Raw genomic sequence first — 18,868 nt, forward strand, 5'->3', positions numbered from 1 at the left:
CCCACAGTTGGGGACTGCATCAACCGAAGGCTGTCAGATCAACAGCACTTCGGCCCACCCTTGCCACCGTAACGGGCTTCCTGACGTTCACGAAAGAACATCTCGTAGCTCATCACCGGTTTGTCCGGGTGTTTGGTCTGCATATGCTCGACGTAGGTGTCGTAGTCGGGCATGCCGACCATCAGGCGCGCGGCCTGACCGAGGTATTTACCGAGGCGACTCAGGTCATTGAACATGCTGCAATCCTCTGGTTACGCGTCCGGCAGGGCCTGGAATGGCGATTCTTTGTCCGTACGCTCTTTTTTGCCCCAGGCGGCGATGCCGACCTTGAGCGCATAGAACAGGATGCTGAATACCACGAACAGGAACAGCGCGGTCAATGTAGCGTTGGTGTAGGCGTTGAAGATCACGTGCTGCATCTGCTCGACGCTCTTGGCCGGCGCCAGCACCTGACCGTTGGCCAGTGCATCACTGTACTTCTTGGCCAGCGACAGGAAGCCGATCGCCGGGTTGGCGTCGAACAGCTTGATGAAGCCAGCAGTCGTGGTGCAGATCAGCAGCCAGGTGGCCGGCAGCAGGGTGACCCAGATGTAGCGCTGGCGCTTCATCTTGATCAGGACCACGGTGCCGAGCATCAGCGCGATACCCGCCAGCATCTGGTTGGAGATACCGAACAGCGGCCACAAGGTGTTGATCCCGCCCAGTGGATCAACCACGCCCTGATACAGCAACCAGCCCCACATCGCCACACAACCGGCGGTGGCGATCAGGTTGGCGGACCAGGACTCGGTACGTTTGAGTGCCGGAACGAAGGAGCCGAGCAGGTCCTGCAGCATGAAGCGACCGGCACGGGTGCCGGCATCGACTGCGGTCAGGATGAACAGCGCTTCGAACAGGATCGCGAAGTGGTACCAGAACGCCATGGTGTTTTCACCCGGCAGGACACTGTGCAGGATCTGCGCGATACCGACCGCCAGGGTCGGCGCACCACCGGCACGGGCCAGGATGGTGGTTTCGCCGATGTCATGCGCCACGGCTTGCAAGGCTTCCGGGGTAATTGCAAAGCCCCAGTTGCTGACCGCAGTTGCCACAGCCACCACATCACCGCCGACCACGGCAGCCGGGCTGTTCATGGCGAAGTACACGCCTGGCTCGATCACCGAGGCCGCGACCATGGCCATGATGGCCACGAACGATTCCATCAGCATGCCGCCGTAACCGATGTAGCGGGCGTTGGTTTCGTTATCCAGCAGCTTCGGCGTGGTCCCCGAGGAGATCAGCGCGTGGAAGCCCGATACCGCACCGCAGGCGATGGTGATGAACAGGAACGGGAACAGACCGCCCTTCCACACCGGACCGGTGCCGTCGACGAACTGGGTCAGGGCCGGCATTTTCAGCTCGGGCATGGTCACCAGGATGCCGATCGCCAGGGCGACGATGGTACCGATCTTGAGGAAAGTGGAAAGGTAGTCACGCGGCGCCAGAATCAGCCACACCGGCAGCGAAGCGGCGACGAAACCGTAGCCGACCAGCATCCAGGTAATCTGCACGCCAGTGAAGGTGAAGGCCTTGGCCCAGACCGGATCGGCGGCAATCTGCCCACCGAGCCAGATCGAACCCAGCAGCAGCAACACGCCGACTACCGAGATCTCGCCGATGCGGCCCGGACGGATGTAGCGCATGTAGATGCCCATGAACATCGCGATCGGGATGGTCGCCATCACGGTGAAGATGCCCCACGGGCTTTCAGCCAGGGCTTTCACCACGATCAGCGCCAGCACCGCGAGGATGATGATCATGATCAGGAAGCAGCCGAACAGGGCGATGGTGCCGGGGATGCGGCCCATTTCTTCACGCACCATGTCGCCCAGGGAACGGCCGTTGCGACGGGTGGACATGAACAGAACCATGAAGTCCTGCACCGCGCCCGCCAGCACCACGCCGGCGATCAACCACAGCGTGCCGGGCAGATAGCCCATCTGCGCCGCCAGTACCGGGCCGACCAGCGGCCCCGCGCCGGCGATGGCTGCGAAGTGGTGACCGAAAAGAATGTGTTTGTTGGTTGGAACGTAGTCCAGACCGTCGTTGTTGAGTACGGCGGGGGTGGCCCGACGCGGATCGAGTTGCATCACATTGTTAGCGATGAACAGACTGTAGTAACGGTACGCAACCAGATAAATGGCCACGGCGGCGACCACAATCCACAAGGCGTTGATCGCCTCGCCTCGGCGCAATGCCACTACGCCCAGGGCGCACGCTCCTACGATTGCCAGCAGCAGCCAGGGTAAGTGGCGTAGCAGGCTATTATTATTTTTCATTTTATTATTCCAGCCAGGGTGGACAAGAAAGACAGCCACCCCGAGTTTAGCGCTGTTGGCGGCAAAGGCCATACCCCGACATTGGTCTAGACAGTCCATTCGTTGGCAACACCCCGCCGGTCGGGTCTATAGTCAGCTGACCTTCCTGAGGATTGCACCATGAGCGAGCACCCGTCCGAGCGTCGCCGCTTCAAACGTATCGCTTTCGATGCCCGAACCGAATTGAGCCAGGGCGAGTACATCTGGCCGGTGAAGCTGATCGATCTGTCGCTCAAGGGGCTGTTGATCGAGCGGCCCGAGCCCTGGCTGGGCAATCCCGAGCAGGATTTTTTCGTCGACATTCATTTGAGCGAGGACGTACACATCGAGATGGATGTGCAACTGGCGCATGAAGATCACGGCCAGCTCGGTTTCGTGTGCCGGCATATCAGCCTGGAGTCGATTCAGCGCCTGCGTCGCCTGATCGAACTCAATCTGGCCGACGAAACCGAACTGGAACGCGAGCTCGGGGCGCTGATAGACGTCTGATCACTCGAACAACGAGTCCAGCGCCTGCTCCAGACGTGTCACCGCAATGATCTGCAAGCCTGGCGGCGCTTCCTTCGGCGCATTGCCCTTGGGCACAATCGCGCGCTTGAAACCGTGCTTGGCAGCTTCCTTCAACCGCTCCTGACCGCTCGGCACCGGGCGCACTTCGCCGGACAGGCCGACTTCGCCGAACACCAGCAGGTCATGGGGCAACGGACGGTTGCGCAGGCTCGACATGACCGCTGCCATCAAGGCCAGGTCGGAGGCGGTTTCCAGCACCTTCACCCCGCCGACCACGTTGAGGAACACGTCCTGATCGTGAGTCGGAATGCCGCCATGCCGGTGCAACACCGCCAACAGCATCGCCAGACGATTCTGATCCAGCCCCAGCGTCACCCGACGCGGGTTGGCCAGATGACTGTCATCCACCAGCGCCTGGACTTCCACCAGCATCGGCCGGGTGCCTTCCCACGTTGCCATCACCACACTGCCCGGGACTTCTTCCTGAGCGCGGGTAAGAAAAATCGCCGAAGGGTTGGAGACTTCTTTCAGGCCCTTGTCAGTCATGCCGAACACGCCGAGCTCGTTCACCGCGCCGAAACGGTTTTTCACCGCCCGCAGCAAACGCAACCGCCCGTCGGACTCGCCTTCGAAATACAGCACGGTATCGACCATGTGCTCCAGAACCCGCGGCCCTGCGAGCGCGCCTTCCTTGGTCACGTGGCCGACCAGGAAAATCGCCGTGCCGCTTTGCTTGGCGTACCGCACCAGCAACGCCGCACTCTCGCGCACCTGGGACACCCCGCCCGGCGCCGATTGCAATTGTTCGGTGAAAATCGTCTGGATCGAGTCGATCACCATCACCTTGGGTTTTTCCTGGCGGGCGGTGGCGATGATGGTTTCGATACAGGTTTCGGTCATGACCCGCAGTTGATCCTGCGGCAGACCCAGACGACGTGCACGCATGGCGACCTGTTGCTGAGACTCTTCGCCAGTGACGTACAGCGCCGGCATGGTCTTGGCGAGGTTGCACAGGGTCTGCAGCAGAATCGTCGACTTGCCAATGCCCGGGTCGCCGCCGATCAGCACCACCGAACCGTCCACCAGACCACCGCCGAGCACGCGGTCGAGCTCGCCGGAGGCTGTGGAAAAACGTGGAATCTCTTCGATGCTGACTTCGGCCAGGGTCTTGATCTGCGCTTGCTGCCCGGCCCAACCGGTGCGCCCGCTCGGGGCGGCGGCAGCGCCGCTCTCGACCATGGTTTCGGTCAGGGTGTTCCAGGCGCCGCATTCGCCGCACTGCCCGGCCCACTTGGGAAAGGTTGCGCCGCACTCGGTGCAGCCGTACATGCGCTTGGCCTTGGCCATTTGAACCCCCGGCAAAAACCGCGATGATAACGCAGCCATCGTCGATCAGCGCGGCGCGCCGGGACGGATTTCTCCGCTGGCCAAACGCGCGGCGCTGCTGTCGGTCAAACCCCGACAGTTGCCGGGGTTTGAAAGGGTCGCTGTCAGTCGACCAGTTTGGCGGCCAGGGCCTTGACCCGCTCCAGGTCACCCTTGGCCACTTTGGTCACACCGGCGCCGTATTCCGGATCCGCCTTATAAAGGAAGGACAGCATGATGTGCTTGCTCTCGTCGTCGGTACCCGCCAGCGAACCGCCGAAGCTCTCGATCAGGTCCTGACGTTCCTTCTTGCTGAACGAGCGATACAGATCGCCAGCCTGCTTGAAGTTCTGCTCACGCTGGATCTTCGCCTGTTGCGTGCTGCCCTGCAGCGCGGTCTGGCTGTAGCGCGCACCTGGCGTCTCTTCACGTGGTTGCAGACGGCTTGGCTGATAGTTGACGCCCGAGGTGCTCGCACCGGCATTCATCGCGCCATCCTGATTGCCATTGTTGACTGCAGTTTTGGCAGCATTGATCGGCAATTGCAGGGCATTGGCGCCGAGGCGATACATTTGCGTATCGGCATAGGCAAATATACGGCCTTGCAGCAGACGGTCTTCCGAAGGCTCGATGCCCGGCACCACATTCGATGGCGCCATGGCCACTTGTTCGGTTTCCTGGAAGACATTAGAAGGATTGCGGTTCAAGACCATTTGTCCAACTTTTCGCTCAGGAATACCTGGCCAAATCTTGGTTGCATCAAGAGGATCGAAATCAAACTTGGACAAATCTTGCGGATTCAATACTTGGATGTACAAGTCCCACTTGGGAAAATTTCCGCTGTTAATATTTGTTACTAAATCGTGAGTCATGTGACTGTAATCCCGGCCCTGAACTTGCACAACTTGTTGCGGATCGAGATTCTTGATGCCCTGCAAACTTTTCCAGTGAAACTTCACATAGTGCACATCGCCCTTGGCATTGACCAACTTGTAAGCGTGCACACTGTTACCGTCCATCTCCCGATAACTGGCCGGTGTACCCGAGTTGGAATACAACTCGGTCAATGTGCGGGTGGCTTCCGGTACATGGGAGAAGAAGTCGAAGCGGCGTGAATCATCGTCAAGGTTGGTACGTGGATCGGGCTTGAAGGCATGCACCATGTCCGGGAACTTGATCGCATCGCGGATGAAAAACGTCGGGAAGTTGTTGCCCACCAGATCCCAGTTGCCGTCAGCGGTGTAGAACTTGGTGGCGAAACCCCGTGGGTCCCGCAGGGTTTCCGGTGAATGGTTGCCATGCACCACCGCGGAGAAACGCACGAACACCGGCGTGACCTGGCCGACAGCGAACACCTTGGCCTTGCTCAGATCACTCAGGTCGTTGGTCGCGGTGAACGTGCCATGAGCACCGGTACCCCGGGCATGCACGACGCGTTCGGGAATGCGTTCGCGGTCGAAGCGTTGCAGCTTCTGGATCAGTTGCACGTCCTGCAACAGTACCGGGCCGGTTGCGCCGGCAGTTTGTGAGTTCTGGTTGTCGCCGACCGCCGCACCGTTATCCCGGGTCAACGGCGCCGCACTCGCGGAAAGGGTCAGTAGGCCGGCAGTCAATAAACCGAAGGTATGACGAAGGGAAAAGGCCCTCAGGCCATGCATGGAATTCATTTCAGACTCCTCTGTTATTTTGAGGCGCATCCAGGTGCGCCTGCCAGAGGCTAGAAGCTCAGCTTGCCAAACATAAATAGAAAGTTCGTAACGCGACGATTGAGCATTTTTTCTTGAAGATCAGCACGTTGCAGCGTATTTCGCGCGCGATTAGTGGCACTTTGCAAACTAATTGCGAAATGGTGTGTCGATAAAAGCGGGCTTTGTAAGAAGGTGTTTCGCGCAGGACGCGTTATGCTGATTTACACTGCGTACACCAAACTCATCTGTAACAAGGAAATAACTATGGGCGTGCTCAGCGAGTTCAAGGCCTTCGCGGTCAAAGGCAATGTGGTCGACATGGCCGTCGGTATCATCATCGGCGCGGCCTTCGGCAAGATTGTTTCGTCATTTGTCGGCGACGTGATCATGCCGCCAATCGGCCTGCTGATCGGTGGGGTGGATTTCAGTGACCTGGCGATCACCCTCAAGGCTGCCCAGGGCGATGCCCCCGCCGTGATGCTGGCTTATGGCAAGTTCATCCAGAGTGTTCTGGACTTCGTGATCGTCGCCTTTGCGATTTTCATGGGTGTCAAAGCCATCAATCGCCTGAAGCGTGAAGAAGCCGTGGCTCCTTCCTTGCCACCGGTGCCGACCAAGGAAGAAGAACTGCTGGGCGAGATTCGCGATCTGCTCAAGGCCCGGAACAACCAGCCTTGAAGACTGAAACGGCGCCTTAGGGCGCCGTTTCCTTACCAGTAGTTTTCCACTGCCACCTGCCCCGGTCGCCGGGCCAGGCTCAAGGCCATACCGCGTTGCTTGAGCAAGGCCCGGGTGTCATCGATCATCTGCGGATTGCCGCAGAGCATCACCCGGGAATGCGCCGGCGTCAGCTCCACACCGGCCATCTTTTCGAGTTCGCCATTTTCGATCAGCGTAGTGATGCGTCCGTTGAGGGCGCCGGCATACGGCTCACGCGTGACCACCGGAATAAACTGGAACTTGTGGGCGTATTCCGCGAGGTAGTCGCGCTGTGTCAATTCCGCGATCAGCTGTTGATAAGCCAGCTCACGAGACTCTCGCACGCTGTAGACCAGGATGATTCGCTCAAACTTCTCCCAGACCTCGAAGTCCTGCAGGATCGACAGAAAGGGCGCCACACCCGTGCCTGTGGATAACAGCCAGAGATCACGACCATCAATGAATCGATCCAGCGTCAGATAGCCAAAGGCCTGGCGCTCGATCAGCAAGCTGTTCCCCACCTTCAGGCGGCTCAGTTCGCTGGTGAACTCGCCCCCCGGCACCACAATGGAAAAGAACTCGAGAAATTCGTCGAACGGCGAAGACACCATCGAGTAGGCGCGCCACACCGTGCTGCCATCCTCACGGGTCACGCCAATCCGGGCGAATTGTCCGGCTCGGAAGCGAAAACCGGCATCCCGTGTGGTACGCAGGGTGAACAGACTGGGGGTCAGCGACTGTACATCGAGCAATGTCTGGCGGCTGAATTTTTCGCTGCTGGCGGTCATTGGGTCACTCCATCAACAAATGAATGAATTGTTACGCATTAATCCTCATTGGAACACCGACGGTTTGTAATGCTATTTCAATGTGCCATCACCCTGAGAAGGAGTAGTAGATAACATTCAAGCGATGCAATTCTTTAAATGATCCTCCGCATATAAATCGTCATCTGATATTCCCGTTTCAAGCATCGCTCAAGAGCAAAAGAATCCAACAGACTTGTGGGAATCCTCCTACACTTCCATCCGTGTCGGCGCCTTGGATCCAATCCAGCATTCTCACGAAACAGGAAGAGATGGAGAACTCTCGAAATGGAAAGGTGGAAGGAGCATCAAATAAAACAGCTTACGCGCGCGAAGAATATTGAAAACGCATTCCCGATCTTGAGAAATTTTGCCAACAACATCGGTTTTCAATTCTGCGGCATTACAATCTCGCGGCCTGACTCCCAGTCATTCAAACCGTTTTATATCAATAACTTCACAGAGGCGTGGAACGACGAATACGAAAAACAGTGCTGTGAAAGCGACCCGATTGCGGCTTTTTGCCATCAATCAATGTTGCCGTTTCTCTGGACCAGGAAAGCATTTTCCAAGACACCGAAAATGTGGAGTGCACTTCAGAACCACGGGATGGAACATGGCTGGTCACAGTCGTATCTCGACGAAGAGAACGACCTGTGCTGCACAATCAGTCTGGCGCGAACCTACTGCGAAATCTCTGCATTGGAGCTCTACGAACAATACGGTGTGATGCACTTCATCACGCAGCATTTGAGTGAAATGATCGTTCGCGCCCTCCCGCCAGCACAGGCCAAATCACCGCCCGTACGATTGTCTACCCGAGAGCTCGAAATCGTGAGGCTGTGCGCCTTGGGCAAGACCGCCTGGGAAATCGGTCAGATTCTGAATGTGGCCGAACGGACCGTGAACTATCACATCAAAAACCTGATTGTTAAGTTCAACGCCTGCAACAAGATGTCAGCCGTCATCGCCGCCACCAGGGCCGGGTTCATTCCCAATCACCCTTGCTGAAATCAGACGAGTATTGCCAATAAAAAAAACGTACCATTTGCAACCTTCCTGAGTGATGACGCGATCTTTTGCGCCGCTGTCCACTCGGACGGTTCCGCCGCACTACTCCTGGGCCGCGGGACACCCGTCGATTACCCAGAGTCCCCGCCCCATGCCTTTTCTCGATACGCCCTTCGCCCAGCTCGATCTGATCCGCCAGCCCGAACAGCAGAAGGACCCGCTGCAAGCCTTCGACGCAGCCGACGAATACCTGCTCAATCATCTGGCCGAACAGAACCTGCCGATCGAGACACGGGTTCTGGTACTTAACGACAGCTTCGGCGCCCTGGCCATCAGCCTCTCGGGCAAACTGCAGGTCAGCACCAGCGGTGATTCATTCCTGGCGTTTCAGGGGCTGGAAAAAAACCTGCTGCGCAACAGCAAGGCGTTCGATGCTGTGCGCGGTATTCCCGCCAGCGCGCCATTGGTCGGGCCGTTCGACCGGGTGCTGATTCGCGTCCCGAAAACTCTGGCGCTGCTGGAAGAACAACTGATTCGCCTGCAAGGCCAATTGGCACCGGGCGCTCAGGTAGTGGCAGCGGCGATGGTCAAGCATTTGCCGCGTGCCGCCGGTGATCTGCTGGAACGCTACATCGGGCCGGTTCAGGCTTCGCTGGCGGTGAAGAAGGCCCGACTGCTGATCGCCACGCCCGAGCCCAAGGCACCGGCCGTCTCGCCCTACCCAACTCGCTATCGCCTCGACGAGCCGGCCATCGAGCTGCTCAATCACGCCAACGTGTTCTGCCGTGAAGGGCTGGACATCGGCACCCGTGCCTTCCTTGCGCACCTGCCAAAAAATCTTGGCGCTGCACGAGTCGCGGATCTTGGCTGCGGCAACGGCATATTGGCCATCGCCAGCGCCCTGCAAAACCCAGATGCGCATTACACGCTGGTGGACGAATCGTTCATGGCCGTGCAATCGGCAGTCGAGAACTGGCGCGCGGCGTTCGGTGAACGTGACGTGATCGTACGCGCCGGCGACGGTCTGGCCGGTCAGGAAGCGCAATCGCTGGACGTAGTCCTGTGCAACCCGCCGTTCCACCAGCAACAGGTGGTCGGCGATTTCCTCGCCTGGCGCATGTTCCAGCAGGCCCGCGAAGCGCTGGTGGTCGGTGGCGCGCTGTACATCGTCGGCAACCGTCACCTGGGTTATCACAGCAAACTGGCGCGACTGTTCCGGGGTGTCGAGCAAGTCGCCGCGACTCCGAAATTCGTGATCCTCAAGGCGCGCAAATAATCCGGGCAAAAAAAACCCTCCGGTCGGAGGGTCAAAAATCCGTGCCGCAAGGCAGCGGGATGGGAAGTCTCAGTGCGTGGTCAGACCTGCGGCGTTCATGAACATGCGCATCAGGCTGGCGACGATGAACAGAGCACCGACGCTGCCGACCCAGATCATGGCCAACCAGCCGAGCCGCTGCCACAGCGGCTTTTTTTCGGCTTCTTCAATATCGTGCAGGGAATGTTTGCCGGTCATGCTTGCATCCTCCGGTTGCGGGAGATGGCGCCGCGCTCGGCGCCATCGTGATCACCATTAGTGATAACCGTCTTCGTGGGTGACCTTGCCGCGGAACACGTAATAGCTCCAGAAGGTGTAACCCAGGATGAACGGGATGATGAACAGCGTGCCCACCAGCATGAAGCCCTGGCTTTGCGGCGGCGCGGCGGCGTCCCAGATCGAGATCGACGGCGGCACGATGTTCGGCCACAGGCTGATGCCCAGACCGCTGTAGCCGAGGAAGATCAGCACCAGGGTCAGCAGGAACGGCATGTAGTTGGCGTTTCGCGCCACCGCACGGATCAGTGCGTACAGCGTCACCAACACCAGAATCGGCACCGGCAGGAACCAGAACAGATTGGGCAGGCTGAACCAGCGCTCGGCGATTTCCGGGTGAGAGAGCGGCGTCCACAGGCTGACGATGCCGATCACCGCCAGCAACACGAAGGCCAGCGGGCGCGCCAGGTCATGCATCTGCTCCTGAAGCTTGCCTTCGGTCTTCATGATCAGCCAGGTGCAACCGAGCAGCGCATACGCCACAACAAGCGCGGCGCCGCAGAACAGCGTGAACGGCGTCAGCCAGTCCAGTGAACCGCCGGCATATTGCCGGTTGACCACGGGCAAGCCGTCGATGAACGCACCGAGCGCCACGCCCTGGAAGAACGTCGCCGCCACCGAACCACCGATGAACGCCTTGTCCCACAGGTGACGCTTGTCGTCCTTGGCCTTGAAGCGGAACTCGAATGCCACGCCACGGAAGATCAGCCCGATCAGCATGAAGATCAATGGCAAGTACAGCGCCGACAGCACGACCGAATAAGCCAGCGGGAACGCGCCGAACAACGCCGCGCCGCCCAGTACAAGCCAGGTTTCATTGCCGTCCCACACCGGGGCAACGGTGTTCATCATCACGTCGCGGTCGGTCTTGCCGGGGATGAACGGAAAGAGAATCCCGATCCCCAGGTCGAAACCGTCCATGACCACGTACATCATGATGCCGAAGATGATGATCACGGCCCAGATCAGCGGAAGATCAATACCCATGATTCAAATCTCCTTGGTCAGGCTGCGGTCGTGTTCGGCGCCATCGTCGTCGGCAGCGGACAACGGACGGGCCGGCGTACGTTTCTGGCCAGGACCACCCTCGTTGGTTTCCTTGCCTTCGTCGGTCTTCGGCCCTTTGCGCACCAGGCGCATCATGTAGCCCAGCCCCGCACCGAACAGCGCGAAATACACCACCACGAACATGATCAGCGTGATGCTCATCTGCATGAAACTGTGGTTGGACGACGCATCCGCCGTGCGCATCAGCCCGTAGACCACCCATGGCTGACGACCGATTTCAGTGGTAAACCAACCCGCCAGGATCGCGATCAGGCCGGATGGCCCCATCCACAGCGCCAGGTACAGGAACGGCCGCGAGGTGTAGAGCGTGTCGCGCTTGCGCAGCCAAAGGCTCCAGAGGCCGGTGAAGATCATCAGGAAGCCGAGGCCGACCATGATCCGGAACGACCAGAACACAATGGTCGAATTCGGCCGGTCTTCTGGCGGGAATTCCTTGAGCGCCGGGACTTGCTTGTCCAGCGAGTGAGTCAGGATCAGGCTGCCGAGGTACGGGATCTCGACGGCGTATTTGGTTTTCTCTTCCTTCATGTCCGGCCAGCCGAACAGGATCAGCGGCGTCGCTTCGTTGCCGACGTTTTCCCAGTGACCTTCGATCGCGGCGATCTTCGCCGGTTGGTGTTCAAGGGTATTGAGGCCATGGAAGTCGCCGATGACTGCCTGGATCGGCGCAACGATCAGCGCCATCCACATCGCCATCGACAGCATGGTGCGGATCGCCGGGTTGTCCTTGCCGCGCAGCAAGTGCCAGGCTGCCGACGAGCCGACGAAGAAAGCCGTCGCGACGAACGCCGCCGTCGCCATGTGCATCAGGCGATAGGGGAATGACGGGTTGAAGATGATTGCCAGCCAGTCGGTTGGAATGACCTGACCGTTGACGATCTCGAAGCCCTGCGGGGTCTGCATCCAACTGTTGGAGGCGAGAATCCAGAACGTGGAAATCAGCGTGCCGATGGCCACCATCACCGTGGAGAAAAAGTGCAGGCCGCGTCCGACCTTGTTCCAGCCGAACAGCATCACCCCGAGGAAACCGGCTTCGAGGAAGAACGCCGTGAGCACTTCGTAGGTCAGCAAGGGCCCGGTGACGGAACCGGCGAAGTCCGAGAAGCGGCTCCAGTTGGTGCCGAACTGGTAGGCCATGACCAGCCCCGAGACCACGCCCATGCCGAAGTTCACGGCAAAGATCTTCGACCAGAAATGGTAGAGGTCACGGTAAGTGTCATTGCCGGTTTTCAGCCACAGGCCTTCGAGCACCGCGAGATAGCTCGCAAGACCGATGGTGATCGCCGGGAACAGGATGTGGAACGAGATGGTGAACGCGAACTGAATTCGGGCGAGATCCAGGGCCTCTAAACCGAACATAAGCTTTCCTCTATCAGATAACGGTTCCAGGACTGGCGGCCTTGAACCACTGCCCCCACGGGTATGGAGTGCGGCGAACTCGAATTCGTTCTTCTTTTTACAGGCATCGCGACGCAGGGAGTCTGCCGACGGGTCCCGGATCAGTTCCGCGATGGGTCTTGATCTGGATCAATCAACGTTGAAAGAGTAGTCCCATTTCCGACGGAGAACCGCGTGGTCTTTTGCCGCGTGACAAGTTGCCTCACAGACCTGGCAACGCCCTGAAATACATCCGAGGCCGGGGTTCGCGCCACGGCGGGGAAAAATCGATGCCTGGCTAACTAAATTTTCTGTCATAGCAACTTCCTGTTACAGACTGGTGATAATCTCGCGGTTCTCCTCGATCAAGACCGGCCCGCAAATGCCCAGCCAAGAGCCCTTGCTGTTACGTCACCACCGTCCCTTTGTTGCGTTCTGGTTTGCCCGGATCTTCACCGCCAGCGGTTTTCAGATGCTCACCGTGGCGATCGGCTGGAACCTCTATCAACTGACCGGCAATGTGCTCGACCTGGGTCTGGTCGGGTTGGTGGAATTCGCGCCACGCGTATTGTTCATGTTGCACACCGGCCACGTTGCCGATCGCTACGACCGGCGCAAGGTCGCGGCGATCTGCCAGTCGCTGCAGGCCCTGATCGCCCTGGCACTGGCCATCGGCAGCGCCACTGACCATGTCACCCGGGAAATGATCTTTATCCTGGCGTTCCTGCTGGGCGCCGCACGCTCCTTCGAAATGCCGACCACCCAGGCGCTGCTGCCGAGCATCGTGCCCAGCGCGCTGTTTCCACGGGCGGTTGCCGCTGCGCAATCGGCGCAGCAATCGGCCACCATCGTCGCCCCGGCGCTCGGCGGTCTTCTTTATGCCTTCGGCAGCGTGTGGGTCTATGGCCCGACGGTCATTCTGTATGTCATCGCCTGCACGCTGATGCTCAACCTGCCGGCCCGGCAAACCCCGCTGAACAAAGGCAAGGCGACGCTGGACTCGTTGCTGGCGGGGATTCGCTTTATCCGCAGCCGCCCGGACATTCTCGGGGCGATTTCGCTGGATCTGTTCGCCGTGTTGCTGGGTGGCGCCACGGCGCTGTTGCCGGTGTTTGCCAAGGACATCCTGCTGACCGGGCCGTGGGGCCTCGGGCTGCTGCGTTCGGCGCCGGCGGTCGGGGCGTTGATGATGTCGCTGTTCCTGGCGCGGTTTGCCGTTGAGCGAAACGTCGGCCGGGTGATGTTCACTGCCGTTGGCGTGTTCGGTGTTGCCACTATCGCCTTCGGTCTGTCGACCTCGTTCTGGTTCTCCTTGGCGGTGCTGGTGGTGCTCGGCGCGGCGGATATGATCAGCATGGTGATCCGCGCCTCGTTCGTGCAGCTGGAAACCCCGGACGAAATGCGCGGCCGGGTCAGCGCGGTGAACGGCCTGTTCATTGGTGCCTCCAACCAGCTGGGAGAATTCGAATCCGGCCTCACCGCCCACTGGTTCGGCACCGTGCCGGCGGTGGTGATGGGCGGGGTCGGCACGCTGGTGGTGACCGGAACCTGGATCAAACTGTTCCCGACCCTGGCCAACCGCGACCGGATGCATGTGCCGGTGGAAGAGGTGAAGGCCTGACGCTCTCAGGCCAATAACTCCCCCGCCACCTTCGCTCTGACGGCGTTGCCCGCCAGTTGCTCGACCAGTGTCAGCGCAAACGCAAGCGCGGCGCCGGAGCCTTGGGCGGTGATGCAATTACCGTCGACCACTACGGGTTGATCGACAAAGGTGCAACCGGAAAGGTTATGACTGCTGACGGGCAGGCAGGTCATCCTGCGTTGACGTAATACACCGAAGCTTTGCAGGGCGACGGCCGGGGCTTCGGCGATGGCGGCGAACAGGCGTCCGGCACTGGCCTGGTCCTTTAGCAGTTGTTGAAGAGGCTGGTGCGCGGCCAGGTGTTGTGCGCCGACCGCACCGCCGGGCAGGACGATCAGGTCGAAGGTCTGGGCCAGCACATCAATGAGCATGCCGTCGGCGGTCAGGCGCGTGCCTCGGGCGCAGGTCAGCATGCGCCGGCCTTCGATGCTGGCCGCCACCACTTCGATGCCGGCGCGGCGCAGCACGTCGATCAGGGTCACGCATTGCAGATCATCGATGCCCTCGGCGAGGGTAATCAGGGCTCTAAAGGTCATGGGCGCCATCCGCTGGTTGATCCTTAAAGCGTAGTCAGCTTTGCCTTGCCCTGTTCGGTGACAGCCGTTACTTGATGTAAAGCTGGGTCGACAGCGTGTTGCGCGGGGCGTTGATCGAGGTATTGCTGAAGGTAAAAGTGCCTTCCTGACGGGCCGCCAGATCGAAGGTGTACAGCGAACCGACGGTTTTCGCGCCTGGCGTGCATTCGGTCAGGTTGCCGTTATAGAAAGCACAGACCGGGCTCCGGGTGCCGTTCACTTCAAAGCCGTCCAGCGCTGCCTGAGGCTGGCTCTGGCCGTAACCGATTTCCAGCACATACACCTTGATGCCCGGCGCGCTGTGATCGCAGCGGGTCTGCACCTGGCCATCGGTAATGTCTTCGAGCCCGCAGGACGATGACTGAACCTTGATGACTTTCACCTCGCTCAATGGCGGTGCCGACGCCGCGAGTGCAGCCGGTACACCGGCCAGCAGCAAGGCCATCAGTCCAGCGGTCTTCATCCAACCCTTGTTCATGCGATCCATCCCCGAAAAAACAGCGCGCAGTATGGCGTACTTGGTCGTGGTGCAAAACTTCGCCGACGATCGACACCAACATCCGCCATCTTCCTCACGCTGCTGGTATGATGCGCGGCTTTTTCCGGCCCACCACAATTTTCCAGGCGCTTGCGACGGTCTGTGCTTTGCTGTTGAGGTCGATACATTCACGGCGCCACGCGCGCCACGGGGAGCAGACATGCTGGAAAGGCTGTTTCAACTCAAGGCACACAACACCAACGTGCGGACCGAGATTCTGGCGGGCGTCACGACCTTCCTGGCCATGGCCTACATTCTGTTCGTCAACCCGAGCATCCTCGGCGAGACCGGCATGGACAAAGGTGCGGTGTTCGTCGCCACGTGCCTGGCAGCCGCCATCGGCTCCACGGTCATGGGCCTGATCGCCAACTACCCGATCGCCCTCGCGCCGGGCATGGGGCTGAACGCCTTCTTTACCTACACCGTCGTGCTGCACATGGGCCACACCTGGCAAGTGGCGCTGGGCGCGGTGTTCATTTCGGCCGTGTGCTTCTTCCTGCTATCGATCTTCCGCATCCGTGAATGGATCATCAACAGCATCCCGCTGCCACTGCGCTCGGCGATTGCCGCCGGTATCGGCCTGTTCCTGGCGCTGATCGCCCTGCACAATGCCGGCATTGTGGTCAGCAACCCGGCGACCATGGTCGGCCTCGGCGACCTGAAACAACCGGCCCCGATCCTCGCCACCCTCGGTTTCGCCCTGATCGTCGCCCTTGAGGCCCTGAAAGTACGCGGCGCGGTGCTGATCGGCATCCTGGCGGTGACCATCGTTTCGATCGTGATGGGCTTCACCCCGTTCGGCGGCGTGACCTCGATGCCACCTTCGCTGGCCCCGACCTTCCTGCAACTGGACATCAAGGGCGCGCTGGACATCGGTCTGGTCAGCGTGATCTTCGCTTTCCTGTTCGTCGACCTGTTCGACAACTCCGGCACCCTGATCGGCGTCGCCAAGCGCGCCGGCCTGATGGGCAAGGACGGCCACATGCCTAAAATGGGCCGTGCGCTGATCGCCGACAGTACGGCGGCAATGGCTGGCTCGCTGCTGGGCACCTCGACCACCACCAGCTACATCGAATCCGCTGCGGGCGTGAGTGCCGGCGGCCGCACCGGCCTGACCGCCATCGTCGTCGCGATCCTGTTCCTGCTGGCGTTGTTCTTCTCGCCACTGGCCTCCAGCGTACCGGCCTTCGCCACCGCACCAGCGCTGCTGTTCGTCGCCGTGCTGATGACTTCGGGCCTGGCGGAAATAGACTGGGAAGACATCACCGTCGCCGCGCCGGTCGTGGTCACCGCCCTGGCGATGCCCTTCACCTATTCCATCGCCAACGGCATCGCCTTCGGCTTCATCGCCTGGACTGCGATCAAACTGCTGTCCGGCCGCGCCCGTGAGCTGAACCCGGCGCTGGTGATCCTGTCGATTCTGTTCGTGATCAAGCTGGGTTGGTTCAACGCATGACTTTTGATTCCCAGGCTTACGCCGCACAACTCGAAGACAAGGTCACGCGCCTGCGTGACCTGCTGGCCCCGTTCGATGCACCGGAGCCAACGGTGTTCGACTCGCCGTTGCAGAACTTCCGCCTGCGCGCCGAATTCCGCCTGTGGCGCGAGGCCGGCGAGCGGCATTACGCGATGTTTTCCCAGGACGACAAACGCACGCCGATCCTGATCGAAGAGTTCCCGATCGCCAGCCTGCGCATCAACCAGTTGATGCCGCAATTGAAAGCGGCCTGGCAGGCCAGCGCGGCGCTGAGCCACAAGCTGTTCCAGGTCGAGTTTCTGACCACCCTGGCCGGCGACGCGATGATCACCCTGTGCTATCACCGTCCGCTGGACGAACACTGGCACGCGGCGGCGACCCAACTGGCGACGGATCTGGGCGTCAGCATCATCGGCCGTTCCAAGGGCAAGCGCGAAGTGCTCGGCCTCGATTACGTGGTCGAGAAACTCGACGTCGGTGGTCGCACGTTCAGCTACCGCCAGCCGGAAGGCGCGTTCACCCAGCCCAACGGCACCGTTAACCAGAAGATGCTCAACTGGGCATACGAAGCACTGGGTGATCGCAGCGACGATCTGCTGGAGCTGTACTGCGGCAACGGCAACTTCACCCTGCCGCTGGCAACCCGCGTGCGCAAAGTGCTGGCCACCGAAATCAGCAAGACCTCGGTCAACGCCGCACTGAGCAACCTGGCCGAAAATGCTGTGGATAACGTCACGCTGGTGCGCCTGTCCGCCGAAGAGTTGACCGAAGCACTGAACGAAGTTCGCCCGTTCCGTCGCCTGCACGGCATCGACCTGAAAAGCTACGAGTTCGGCAGCGTGTTCGTCGACCCGCCACGGGCCGGCATGGACCCGGACACCTGCGAGCTGACCCGTCGTTTCGACAACATCCTGTACATCTCCTGCAACCCGGAGACGCTGGCAGCCAACATCGCCCAACTGCACGACACGCACCGCATCACCCGCTGCGCGCTGTTCGACCAGTTCCCGTGGACTCACCACATGGAATCCGGCGTGCTGTTGACCCGGCGTTGATCGCAGGTTCCAGATACAAGAAAGCCGTCCTCACCGACGGCTTTTTTGTGCCTGTTCATGGCACGGGATCGATCTTGCGCGGACGCCCGCCCTTCCTGCCGTTGGCCCGTGCAGCTTCAGCTTTCGCGGTACTGCTCTGGCGACCATTGCGAGAGGCGATTACCGAGGCGGCCATGGCCATCAGTGGCTGACTGGCGGAGATCATCCCGGCGATGGAAACCTGCAGGTCCTTGCCGTCGTGGCACAGCGCGGTGCCAGCGAAGCCGACGTTCAATCCGCTGAAGTCTTCCGGTTCGAAATCATCGAATTCCCGGTAGAGATTCACTGGCAGCAACACGCCGCTGTCGTCCTCGAAGTGAATCACCAGGCAGGGTTTCTGAAAGGCCACCGACACGGCTTGCAGGCTGCTGCGACGACGCAGCCCTCCCCGCTCAACAGCTTCATCGAGACGCTTTTCTGTTACCGGTCGATCAGCATGCAAACCGGCTTTTACTGTTTTCATAGTTCGATCTCCACACCTTCCTGAGCACCAACCAGGGCCAGCAGGGTTTTGTTTTCTTCTGGTTCGTAATACGCCGATCCGATTCTGAAGGTTGCTCCGGTGACTTCGCGCATGACGGCCACTTCGTTCGAGTCCCCGTCCCACCATTGATTATCGAGACACGCCGTCTGCAAACGAGTCCACCAGATTCGACGGGCCCGCCGCAGATGAACAGTTTCACGCAGCGATTGACGCAGCCCCTCAAGCACTGCAATCGGTGGCCGACGCGACAGGGGCACCACATCCCATAACTCCACGCCGTTGTGCCAGAAGCTGAATTTGAAACGGGCACTCCATGCACCTGAATCAACGTGCGCATGGGGCGGACAATGTTCGTCTCGCAGCATGATCACCACCGACAATCCCTTGTAACTGCACACTTTCATGCTAACCCATCCGTTAGGTTAAAGAGTTTCGAAAACTGCCATTCCCTGACAATTCCGACCATCGGCATTGCTGTCTCAAATGGTCATTACGTTTTCGAGCCTAGTGCGGGATTCAGGAAAGCCCCGCGCAAAATGGTAAGCAGTTCTTTCGCAGCGGCCACGCATTTGCTACATACGAAGAC

19 protein-coding genes are annotated in these 18,868 nt (G+C 59.9%); 7 read left to right on the top strand and 12 right to left on the bottom strand.

The genetic code is table 11. The features are described 5' to 3' along the window. Nucleotides 1-38: 38 nt before the first annotated feature. Both ACTJK9_RS21275 and ACTJK9_RS21280 read right to left on the bottom strand, forming a co-directional pair. Nucleotides 39-236, bottom strand: a complete 198-nt coding sequence (locus tag ACTJK9_RS21275; RefSeq protein WP_003228401.1) for a YbdD/YjiX family protein — start codon at nt 234-236, stop codon at nt 39-41. 15 nt (nt 237-251) lie between these two features. After that, complete coding sequence (locus ACTJK9_RS21280) at nt 252-2,318, bottom strand: carbon starvation CstA family protein (protein ID WP_085612601.1); 2,067 nt, start codon at nt 2,316-2,318, stop codon at nt 252-254. A gap of 159 nt (nt 2,319-2,477) precedes the next feature. Between ACTJK9_RS21280 and ACTJK9_RS21285 the strand changes: the two genes are divergently transcribed. Further along, nucleotides 2,478-2,846 (top strand): PilZ domain-containing protein, encoded by a 369-nt coding sequence (locus ACTJK9_RS21285; RefSeq protein WP_064599557.1) that lies wholly within the window; start codon nt 2,478-2,480, stop codon nt 2,844-2,846. Here ACTJK9_RS21285 and radA read toward each other — a convergent pair whose 3' ends face one another. Beyond that, entirely contained in the window at nt 2,847-4,214 is a 1,368-nt protein-coding gene (gene radA, locus ACTJK9_RS21290) for a DNA repair protein RadA (protein WP_064599559.1), read from the bottom strand. A 143-nt stretch (nt 4,215-4,357) separates the two neighbouring features. After that, nucleotides 4,358-5,899: a catalase KatB gene (gene katB / locus ACTJK9_RS21295; RefSeq protein ID WP_064599561.1), complete on the bottom strand. Its 1,542-nt coding sequence runs from the start codon at nt 5,897-5,899 to the stop codon at nt 4,358-4,360. A gap of 285 nt (nt 5,900-6,184) precedes the next feature. Between katB and mscL the strand changes: the two genes are divergently transcribed. After that, the gene (gene mscL / locus ACTJK9_RS21300; RefSeq protein WP_064599563.1) at nt 6,185-6,598 is read left to right on the top strand and encodes a large-conductance mechanosensitive channel protein MscL; all 414 of its coding nucleotides are present in this window, start codon (nt 6,185-6,187) and stop codon (nt 6,596-6,598) included. Between the two features lie 32 nt (nt 6,599-6,630). Here mscL and ACTJK9_RS21305 read toward each other — a convergent pair whose 3' ends face one another. Further along, complete coding sequence (locus ACTJK9_RS21305; protein ID WP_440816004.1) at nt 6,631-7,407, bottom strand: ferredoxin--NADP reductase; 777 nt, start codon at nt 7,405-7,407, stop codon at nt 6,631-6,633. A 306-nt stretch (nt 7,408-7,713) separates the two neighbouring features. Between ACTJK9_RS21305 and ACTJK9_RS21310 the strand changes: the two genes are divergently transcribed. Continuing rightward, nucleotides 7,714-8,436 carry a LuxR C-terminal-related transcriptional regulator gene (locus ACTJK9_RS21310; RefSeq protein WP_440816007.1) on the top strand — a complete coding sequence of 241 codons (723 nt, stop codon included), beginning with the start codon at nt 7,714-7,716 and terminating at the stop codon, nt 8,434-8,436. A gap of 151 nt (nt 8,437-8,587) precedes the next feature. Continuing rightward, a complete protein-coding gene (locus ACTJK9_RS21315; protein ID WP_440816010.1) occupies nt 8,588-9,712 on the top strand; it encodes a methyltransferase in 1,125 nt (374 codons plus the stop codon). A 69-nt stretch (nt 9,713-9,781) separates the two neighbouring features. Here the strand turns inward: ACTJK9_RS21315 and ACTJK9_RS21320 are convergent, their stop codons facing one another. The 3 genes from ACTJK9_RS21320 to ACTJK9_RS21330 are packed head-to-tail and all read right to left on the bottom strand — an operon-like array spanning nt 9,782 to nt 12,454. Then, nucleotides 9,782-9,949, bottom strand: a complete 168-nt coding sequence (locus ACTJK9_RS21320; protein WP_007950992.1) for a DUF2474 domain-containing protein — start codon at nt 9,947-9,949, stop codon at nt 9,782-9,784. 57 nt (nt 9,950-10,006) lie between these two features. After that, entirely contained in the window at nt 10,007-11,014 is a 1,008-nt protein-coding gene (cydB, locus tag ACTJK9_RS21325) for a cytochrome d ubiquinol oxidase subunit II (protein WP_039771762.1), read from the bottom strand. 3 nt (nt 11,015-11,017) lie between these two features. Next, entirely contained in the window at nt 11,018-12,454 is a 1,437-nt protein-coding gene (locus ACTJK9_RS21330; protein ID WP_064599574.1) for a cytochrome ubiquinol oxidase subunit I, read from the bottom strand. A 400-nt stretch (nt 12,455-12,854) separates the two neighbouring features. Here ACTJK9_RS21330 and ACTJK9_RS21335 point away from each other — a divergent pair, with 400 nt between their 5' ends. Next, on the top strand, nt 12,855-14,093 hold the full coding sequence (locus ACTJK9_RS21335) for an MFS transporter (RefSeq protein WP_221398140.1): 1,239 nt from the start codon (nt 12,855-12,857) through the stop codon (nt 14,091-14,093). 5 nt (nt 14,094-14,098) lie between these two features. Here ACTJK9_RS21335 and ACTJK9_RS21340 read toward each other — a convergent pair whose 3' ends face one another. Together ACTJK9_RS21340 and ACTJK9_RS21345 are read right to left on the bottom strand one after the other, a co-directional pair. Further along, entirely contained in the window at nt 14,099-14,650 is a 552-nt protein-coding gene (locus ACTJK9_RS21340) for a DJ-1 family glyoxalase III (protein WP_085612657.1), read from the bottom strand. 67 nt (nt 14,651-14,717) lie between these two features. Continuing rightward, complete coding sequence (locus ACTJK9_RS21345) at nt 14,718-15,167, bottom strand: DUF4879 domain-containing protein (RefSeq protein ID WP_085612593.1); 450 nt, start codon at nt 15,165-15,167, stop codon at nt 14,718-14,720. Nucleotides 15,168-15,387: 220 nt separating this feature from the next. On the opposite strand from ACTJK9_RS21345, the gene ACTJK9_RS21350 reads away from it, so the two are divergent. After that, nucleotides 15,388-16,683, top strand: a complete 1,296-nt coding sequence (locus tag ACTJK9_RS21350) for an NCS2 family permease (protein WP_011336038.1) — start codon at nt 15,388-15,390, stop codon at nt 16,681-16,683. Continuing rightward, the gene (gene trmA / locus ACTJK9_RS21355) at nt 16,680-17,759 is read left to right on the top strand and encodes a tRNA (uridine(54)-C5)-methyltransferase TrmA (RefSeq protein ID WP_064599586.1); all 1,080 of its coding nucleotides are present in this window, start codon (nt 16,680-16,682) and stop codon (nt 17,757-17,759) included. Before ACTJK9_RS21350 ends, trmA begins: the two co-directional genes overlap by 4 nt. Nucleotides 17,760-17,814: 55 nt before the next feature. On the opposite strand, the gene ACTJK9_RS21360 is transcribed toward trmA, so the two are convergent. Continuing rightward, on the bottom strand, nt 17,815-18,261 hold the full coding sequence (locus ACTJK9_RS21360; protein WP_064599588.1) for a hypothetical protein: 447 nt from the start codon (nt 18,259-18,261) through the stop codon (nt 17,815-17,817). After that, on the bottom strand, nt 18,258-18,686 hold the full coding sequence (locus ACTJK9_RS21365; protein ID WP_039771768.1) for a hypothetical protein: 429 nt from the start codon (nt 18,684-18,686) through the stop codon (nt 18,258-18,260). Before ACTJK9_RS21365 ends, ACTJK9_RS21360 begins: the two co-directional genes overlap by 4 nt. Nucleotides 18,687-18,868 lie beyond the last annotated feature (182 nt).

This window comes from Pseudomonas sp. 22082, from assembly GCF_052046055.1.
Classification (GTDB): Bacteria; Pseudomonadota; Gammaproteobacteria; order Pseudomonadales; family Pseudomonadaceae; genus Aquipseudomonas; species Aquipseudomonas pharyngis.